General features: G+C 71.0%; 4 protein-coding genes and 1 pseudogene. All 5 read left to right on the top strand.

Annotation, left to right across the window (positions count from 1 at the left end):
- Positions 1-594 precede the first annotated feature (594 nt).
- The 5 genes and pseudogenes from ACZ5C2_RS38250 (at position 595) to ACZ5C2_RS38270 (ending at position 8671) form a co-directional block, all read left to right on the top strand.
- Positions 595-3543, top strand: coding sequence for a nitrate- and nitrite sensing domain-containing protein (locus tag ACZ5C2_RS38250; protein WP_468801541.1), 2949 nt, complete (start codon positions 595-597; stop codon positions 3541-3543).
- Positions 3540-3974 carry a roadblock/LC7 domain-containing protein gene (locus ACZ5C2_RS38255; protein ID WP_468801542.1) on the top strand — a complete coding sequence of 145 codons (435 nt, stop codon included), beginning with the start codon at positions 3540-3542 and terminating at the stop codon, positions 3972-3974. Before ACZ5C2_RS38250 ends, ACZ5C2_RS38255 begins: the two co-directional genes overlap by 4 nt.
- A gap of 9 nt (positions 3975-3983) precedes the next feature.
- Positions 3984-4379 (top strand): DUF742 domain-containing protein, encoded by a 396-nt coding sequence (locus ACZ5C2_RS38260; RefSeq protein WP_468801544.1) that lies wholly within the window; start codon positions 3984-3986, stop codon positions 4377-4379.
- Positions 4380-4403: 24 nt separating this feature from the next.
- A pseudogene (locus ACZ5C2_RS38265) lies at positions 4404-8088 on the top strand (hydantoinase B/oxoprolinase family protein).
- Entirely contained in the window at positions 8069-8671 is a 603-nt protein-coding gene (locus tag ACZ5C2_RS38270; protein WP_468801546.1) for a GTP-binding protein, read from the top strand. The pseudogene ACZ5C2_RS38265 and the gene ACZ5C2_RS38270 overlap by 20 nt, the downstream one beginning before the upstream one ends.
- The last annotated feature ends 108 nt before the right edge of the window (positions 8672-8779 follow it).

Genomic DNA, 8779 nt, shown 5'->3' on the forward strand with positions numbered 1-8779 from the left:
CCTCCTTCGTCGTCCCGCCCTTGTCCGGGTGCCCACCCCACCGGGTCCGCTCTGGGGGGGGGGGGGGGGGGGGGGGGGGGGGGGGGGGGGGAAACCCCCCCCCCCCCCCCCCCCGCGACATCACCTGTGCCGCCGCGTCCTCCTCGGGCGCCCCGCGCCGCTCCGCCGTGCCCATCAACGTGTCACTCCCCACCGCCGGCAAGACCGCTTACTCGTGTCCGAGGACCCGACTCCCCAGCGGCTGCCCGGCTTGCGCTGTTTTACGCCGCCCAGATACGGGACACGGCTCCTGTGGCCGATTCCGCCCCCATTTCCCACAGAGAAGGACGAACGGCACCTCGTGAAGATTCCCGAATGGGAAAGAAATCGGCCAACCGCACTCGGCCGCCCGGGGAGTCGGCCCACGAGGCGGGTCCCGAATTCCGGGAGGCAATCTCCCGCAATGGCCGGACAACTCCCCATCTCCCGCCACGGGCACGGAACTACAGCTTCCGGACGCGTCTTCGAGTTGTCCCCCGTGCGGTAGTAGGCTCGCGCCGTTTGTTGACGCACATGTGTACCCCCGGTCGACCGGGGGCCGAGCTGGGGGAGGCCATGCGCTTTCGCGGGAAGTCCATCCGCCGGAAGATCGTGGCGCTGCTTCTCGTGCCGTTGGTGTCCCTGACCACGATCTGGGCTTTCACCACCGTGCTCACGGGCCGCGAGGCAAGCCATCTGTTCGACGTGTCGTCCGTGATGGAGGAGGTCGGTTACCCCGTCGAGGACACTGTGCGCGTCCTCCAGCAGGAGCGCCGGCAGACCCTCGTCCATCTCGCCGACCCCCGCGCCTCCGACGGACTCGCCGCACTGCGGCGCAGCCGCGCCGCCACCGACAAGGCCGTCGACGCCGTCCGGAAAAGCGCGGCCGACGCCGATGTGCGCGAGGCCATGCACGACGACTCCGGTGAACTGAGCGCCGTGCTGGAGTCCTTCAACGGCATCGAGTCCCTCCGCCGCAGCGTCGAGGACGGCACCGTCAACCGCTCCCAGGCTCTCGACCTCTACAACCGGCTGGTCGACCCCTGCTACGTGCTGCTGGCCAATCTGCACGTGGTCGACGACGTAGAGCTCGACAAGCAGTACCGGGCCCTCGTCAGCCTCGCCCGCGCCCGCGAACTGCTCTCCCGCGAGGACGCCCTCCTCGGCTCCGCACTGATCGTCGGCAAGCTGTCCCGCGCCGAGGTACGGGACATCTCCGACCTCGTCGCCCAGCGCACCCTGCTGTACGACGCCGGTCTGCCGCAGCTGCCCGCAGCCGAACGCGACCGCTACGAAACCTTCTGGAAGAACGCCGCGTCGGCCCCTCTGCGCGTGGGCGAGGAGGCCGCCGTCTCCTCCGGCACCGGGCCGCCCCGTGGGATCACCGCGAAGAGCTGGGACACCGCCGCCGGCAATGTGCTCGCCGAACTCGGCACCCTCAACGACCGGGCCACCGACCGCTACCAGGACCGGGTCCGCCCCGTCGCCATGGGCGTCATCGCCCAGGCCGTCATCGCCGGCGTTCTTGGACTGATCGCCCTCGTGGTCTCCCTCTTCCTCTCCGTACGCGTCGGCCGCGGGCTCATCCGCGACCTCCGGCAGCTGCGCCTGGAGGCCCACGAGGCGTCCGGTGTGCGGCTGCCCAGCGTGATGCGCCGCCTCTCGGCCGGCGAACAGGTCGACATCGAGACCGAGGTCCCGCACCTGGAGTACGACAAGAACGAGATGGGAGAGGTCGGCCAGGCCCTCAACACCCTCCAGCGCGCCGCCGTGGAGGCCGCGGTAAAACAGGCCGAACTGCGCTCCGGTGTCTCCGAGGTGTTCGTCAACCTCGCCCGCCGCAGCCAGGTCCTGCTGCACAAGCAGCTCACCCTGCTGGACAGCATGGAGCGCAGGACCGAGGACACCGAAGAACTCGCCGACCTCTTCCGCCTGGACCACCTGACCACCCGCATGCGTCGGCACGCCGAGGGCCTGGTGATCCTCTCCGGCGCCGCACCCTCCCGGCAGTGGCGCAAGCCCGTCCAGCTCATGGACGTCGTACGCGCCGCCGTCGCCGAGGTCGAGGACTACGAGCGCATCGAGGTCCGTCGCCTGCCGAGGGTCGCCGTCACCGGACCTGCCGTCGCCGACCTCACCCATCTCGTGGCCGAACTGCTGGAGAACGCCACGGTGTTCTCCCCGCCGCACACCGCCGTCCAGGTCGTGGGTGAGCGGGTGGCCAACGGTTTCACGCTGGAGATCCACGACCGCGGGCTCGGCATGGCGGCCGACGCGCTTCTCGACGCCAATCTCCGGCTCGCCGAGACTCCGGAGTTCGAACTCTCCGACACGGACCGGCTCGGACTGTTTGTGGTCAGCCGTCTCGCGCAGCGTCAGAACGTCCGGGTCTCCCTGCAGCCCTCCCCATACGGCGGGACCACCGCGGTCGTCCTCATCCCCGACGCCCTGCTGACGGACGACATACCGGACACCAATGGCGTCGGCTTCCGCCTCGACCGACCCCAGCGTTCCCAGGACAGGGAACCCGAGGAGAGCCGCCGTGCGGCGCTCTCCCAGGTGCCCGTACAACTACCGCGACTGCCCGCCTCGGTGCTGGACGGTCCGGTCGAACTGGAAGCCCCTGTCGACCTGGACTCCCTCGACGGCTTGCCCGGCACGCTGGGCGACGAGGACGGCGAGCACGGCGGGCTCTTCCGTCCCCGCCGCTCCCTCTCCGCCACCAAGGACGAGCGGTCCGGCCGCAGTGACGAGCCCCACCGCCCGACTCCCGGCACCGCGCGGGACCCGGACACGCACGACCGGACGAGCGCCCCGGCTCCGCTCACCCGCAGGGCGACACCCAAGCTGGTCAGCTCCCACGGACGCCCGGTCCGCGACCAGAGCGCCCGCGGGGAGCGGGCCGACGAGGACGGGACAGCCACCTCGCCCGCCCGTCCCGAGCTGGAAGCCGCGCCTCCGCTGCCCGCCCGACGCCGCGGCGAGGATGCCGCAGCAGCTCCGGGGGCCGGCCGTCCGGGCTCGGAGCCCCTGGCCCCGCTCCCCGCCCGCCGCCGCGCCGAACGGGTCTCCTCCGGCCTCGAGCGCGAAGAACCGGATGCCGAGACACCACCGCCCCTTCCCGCCCGCCGACGGTTCGCAGATCCCGCCCGCCCCGGGGCCGACGCCGCGGAGCACACCGGCGCTCCCGATTTCGCGGCCGGCCCTCCCCGGCGCCCTCGCCGCCCCGCGACCACAGCGAGCGGACCCGACGACTCCCCGACGGCCGCCGACGGGACGGACGCCGTTGGCGGATCGCTGCCCCGGCGGGTACGGCAGGCCAGCCTGGCCCCGCAGCTCAAGCGCAGTGCCGAACCGCGGAACGAGGGCGCGGCCCAGCCCGTTGAACGGGACGCGGACGAAGTACGCAGCCGCATGGCCTCGCTGCAGCGCGGCTGGCAGCGCGGCCGCGAGGAGAACGCTGCGGGTGACGAAGCCGACAGCGGCGCAGCACCACGACGAACGACTAAGGGGGACGGTCGATGACCGCACCGAGGGCCACCGGCCACACCGCTACCGACAAGGGGGAGCTGAACTGGCTCCTCGACGACCTGGTGGACCGCGTCGCCAGCATCCGCAAGGCGATCGTGCTCTCCGGCGACGGCCTGCCCACAGGCGCCTCGAAGGACCTGACCCGGGAGGACAGCGAGCACCTGGCCGCCGTCGCCTCCGGATTCCACAGCCTCGCCAAGGGCGTGGGCCGTCACTTCGAGGCCGGCGAGGTGCGCCAGACCGTCGTCGAACTCGACGAGGCATTCCTGTTCGTCACCGCCGCCGGCGACGGGAGCTGTCTCGCCGTCCTCGCGGATGCCGACTCCGACGTCGGACAGGTGGCCTACGAGATGACCCTCCTCGTCAAGCGGGTCGGTGTGCATCTGGGCGCCGCACCGCGCACCGATCTGCCCTCGGGCGGGTAGTGAGATGACATGAGCGCTGACGGTCAGGGTAGAAGCCACTGGTTCGACGACGAGGCCGGACCGGTCGTCCGTCCGTACGCCATGACGCGGGGCCGCACCACCAGTGCGGCCCAGCACCGCCTGGACCTGATCGCGGTGGTCGTCACGGAGCCGCACGCGGACGATCCTGAGGACGATCCCACCCTCTCCCCGGAGCACGTGGACATCGTCGGCCTGTGCCGCGACACCTCCCAGACGGTCGCCGAACTCGCCGCAGAACTCGACCTGCCGATCGGAGTGGTCCGGGTCCTCGTCGGAGATCTGGTGGACTCCGCATTCGTCCATGTGAACCGGCCTGTACCCCCGGCCGAGCTGCCGGACGAGAGTATTCTGCGCGACGTGATCAACGGCCTCCGGGCGCTGTGACCGGCGCGGAAGCGGGGTATTGACGTGACAGGCTGGCAGTTCTGGGTCGACCGAGGCGGCACCTTCACCGACATTGTCGCGCGGCGCCCCGACGGCCGGCTGCTCACGCACAAGGTGCTGTCCGACAACCCGGCTCCGGAGCACCCCCGTCCGGGCGAGAGCCGGAGGACTTTCCGTACGGACGCGGCAGTCGTCGGCGTCCGGACGCTGATGGCCGGATCCGACGACCCCGTGGACGCCGTGCGCATGGGAACCACGGTCGCCACGAACGCCCTCCTCGAACGCACGGGCGAACGAACGCTGCTGGTCGTCACTCGCGGCTTCCGCGACGCTCTGCGCATCGCCTACCAGAACCGCCCCCGCATCTTCGCCCGCCGTATCGACCTGCCTGAACCGTTGTACGAACGAGTCGTCGAGGTGGACGAACGCCTCGCGGCCGACGGCACCGTCCTGCGGCCCCCCGACCTGGACGCCCTCACCGGACCACTGCGACAGGCGTACGACGACGGGATCCGGGCCGTCGCCGTCGTCTGTGTGCACAGCCATCTCCACCCCGCGCACGAACAGCAGATCGGGGACCTGGCCGCCCGTGTCGGCTTCCCGCAGATCTCGCTGTCCAGCGAGGTCAGCCCTCTGATGAAGCTCGTCCCGCGCGGCGACACCGCCGTCGTCGACGCCTACCTCTCGCCCGTGCTGCGCCGCTACGTCCGCCACGTCGCCGACGAACTCAGAGATGTACGGCTGATGTTCATGCAGTCCAACGGCGGTCTCACCGAAGCCGGGCAGTTCCGGGGCAAGGACGCCATCCTCTCCGGACCGGCCGGCGGCATCGTCGGCATGGCACGCATGTCGCAGCTCGCCGGATTCGACCGGGTCATCGGCTTCGACATGGGCGGCACCTCCACCGACGTCTCCCACTTCGCCGGCGAGTACGAACGCGTCTTCACCACACAGATCGCCGGAGTCCGGCTCCGCGCGCCCATGCTCGACATCCACACCGTCGCCGCCGGCGGCGGCTCGGTCCTGCACTTCGACGGCTTCCGCTACCGCGTGGGACCGGACTCGGCGGGCGCGACCCCGGGCCCCGCCTGCTACCGGCGAGGCGGCCCGCTCGCCGTCACCGATGCCAACGTCATGCTCGGCCGTATCCAGCCCGCCCACTTCCCGGCCGTGTTCGGCCCGGACGGCGACCAGCCCCTCGACGTCGCGCTGGTCCGCGACCGCTTCACCGCCCTCGCCCGTGAGATCCACGAACAGACCGGCGACGACCGCACTCCCGAAGAGGTCGCCGAGGGCTACCTGCAGATCGCCGTCGCCAACATCGCAGGCGCGGTGAAGCGGATCTCCGTCCAAAAGGGCCGCGACATCACCCGGTATGCCCTCACCACCTTCGGCGGGGCGGGTGGACAGCACGCCTGCATGGTCGCCGACTCCCTCGGCATCCGCACGGTCCTCGTCCCGCCCATGGCGGGTGTCCTGTCCGCACTCGGCATCGGCCTCGCCGACACCACGGCCATGCGGGAGCGGTCCGTCGAAGCCCCACTGGAGACCGCCGCGATGCCCGGCGTCCAGATGACCGCCGGCGAACTGGAAAAGGCCGCCCGCGCCGAACTCCTCGCCGAGGACGTCCCCGAGGAGCGGATCGAGGTCACCCGGCGTGCCCAGCTGCGCTACGACGGCACCGACACCACCCTCACCGTCGAGCTGACCGAGCCCCACACGATGCGGCGCTCCTTCGAAGAACGTCATCGCGCCACGTACTCCTTCACGCTCGACCGCCCGATCGTCGTCGAAGCCCTCTCCGTCGAAGCCACCGGCATCACCGAACCCCCCGCTCTCTCCGCCCTCGCTCCCGGCCAAGGCCTCCCTGTACACGGCGCCGGGGCCCCGAGGACCGTCCGCCTCCACACCGGCGGCACCTGGCGCGACGCACCCCTCCACCGCCGCGAGCACCTTCCTCCCGGCGAAACCGTCACCGGCCCGGCGATCATCACCGAGTCGGGTGCGACGACCGTCGTCGACGACGGCTGGCGGGCCACGGCGAGGGACGACAGGCATCTGGTCATGGAACGCATCGCGGTTACGCAGAGTTCCGACATCGGCACGGGAGTCGACCCGGTTCTGCTCGAGGTCTTCAACAACCTCTTCATGTCGATCGCCGAACAGATGGGCGCCCGCCTCGAATCCACCGCCCAGTCCGTCAACATCAAAGAGCGCCTGGACTTCTCCTGCGCCCTCTTCGACCCCGACGGAAACCTGGTGGCCAACGCCCCGCACATCCCCGTCCACCTGGGCTCGATGGGCACCAGCGTCAAAGAGGTCATCCGGCGGCGGTCCCAGACCATGCGCCCCGGCGACACCTACGCCGTGAACGACCCCTACCACGGGGGCACCCATCTGCCCGACGTCACCGTGATCACCCCGGTCTTCGGCACCGGGCCCGCCGACGACACGGAGAGTGACCGGAGGGTCCTCTTCTATGTCGCCTCACGCGGCCACCACGCGGAGATCGGCGGTATCGCCCCCGGCTCCATGCCGGCCGACAGCCGCACCATCGACGAGGAGGGCGTCCTCTTCGACAACTGGCTGCTCACCGAGAACGGCCGCTTCCGCGAGGAGGAAACCCTCCGCCTGCTCACCGAGGCCCTCCACCCCTCACGCAACCCCGCGACCAACCTCGCCGACCTGCGCGCCCAGATCGCCGCCAACCACAAAGGCGTCGACGAGGTCGGCCGCATGATCGAGAGCTTCGGCCTCGATGTCGTCCAGGCCTATATGAAGCACGTCCAGGACAACGCCGAAGAGGCGGTACGCCGCGTCATCGACGCCCTCGACGAGGGCGAGTACGCCTACGAGACCGACGCGGGCGCCGTCATCCGCGTAAGCGTCCGGGTGGATCGCGAGAACCGGACCGCGACCATCGACTTCACCGGCACGTCGGCCCAGCTGTCCACCAACTTCAACGCCCCCTTCTCGGTGGTCAACGCCGCCGTCCTGTACGTCTTCCGCACCCTGGTCGCCGACGACATCCCGCTCAACGACGGCTGCCTGCGCCCGCTGAGAATCATCGTCCCGCCCGGCTCCATGCTCGCGCCCGAACCGCCGGCCGCCGTCGTCGCGGGCAACGTGGAGACCTCCCAGGCCGTCACCGGCGCCCTCTACGCGGCCCTCAGTGTCCAGGCGGAGGGCTCCGGCACCATGAACAACGTCACCTTCGGCAACGCACGCCACCAGTACTACGAGACCGTCGCCTCCGGTTCGGGCGCCGGGAACGGCTTCCCCGGCGCGTCCGTCGTGCAGACCCACATGACCAACTCACGGCTGACCGATCCCGAGATCCTGGAGTGGCGACTGCCCGTCCGCCTCGAGGAGTTCGCGGTGCGCCGAGGCAGCGGAGGATCCGGACGGTGGCACGGCGGGGACGGAGCCGTGCGCCGGATCCGCTTCCTGGAACCCATGACCGTCTCCACGCTGTCCCAGCACCGCAGGGTGCCCCCGTACGGCATGGCAGGCGGCGCGCCCGGAGCGCCGGGCGCCAACCGGGTGGAGCGAGCGGACGGCACGGTCACCCGGCTCGCCGGCAGTGACTCGGCGGACGTCGGCACCGGCGATGTACTCGTCATCGAAACCCCCGGCGGCGGGGGATATGGCCCGCCGTCCGAACCCCCATCAAGCAGGAGAAGAGATCGATGATCTTCGGGCGTTCTGAGCGCGGCAAGCCCCCGGTCGAGCCCGTCACGCTCAAGATCCTGGTGGCCGGCGGCTTCGGCGTGGGCAAGACCACGCTCGTCGGCGCGGTCAGCGAGATCAGGCCGCTGCGCACCGAGGAACTCCTCACCGAGGCAGGGCGTCCGGTCGATGACACCAGCGGTGTGGAAGCGAAGAACACCACGACCGTCGCCATGGACTTCGGCCGCATCACGCTCCGCGAGGACCTGGTGCTGTACCTCTTCGGCACACCGGGCCAGGAGCGGTTCTGGTTCATGTGGGACGAACTGTCCGAGGGTGCCCTCGGAGCCGTCGTCCTCGCCGACACCCGGCGTCTGGAGGACTGCTTCGCCGCCATCGACTACTTCGAGCGGCGCTCCATACCGTTCCTCGTCGGCGTCAACCGCTTCGACGGGGCCGCCCGCTACCCGCAAGAGGACATCCGCCGGGCCCTCGACCTCGACGAGCACGTACCCCTGCTGATGTGCGACGCGCGGGACCGCGAATCGGTCAAGGAGATACTCATCGGGGTCGTCCAGCACGCCATGGCACAGGCCTCGCAGCGGCGGGCGGTCACCACCTGAGGAGACGGCGGGCGCGGGGGGGGGGGGGGGGGGGGGGGGGGGGGGGGGGGGGGGGGGGGGGGGGGGGGGGGGGGGGGGGGGGGGGGGGGGGGGGGGGGGGGGGGGGGG

Source organism: Streptomyces sp. NPDC031365 (assembly GCF_055569765.1).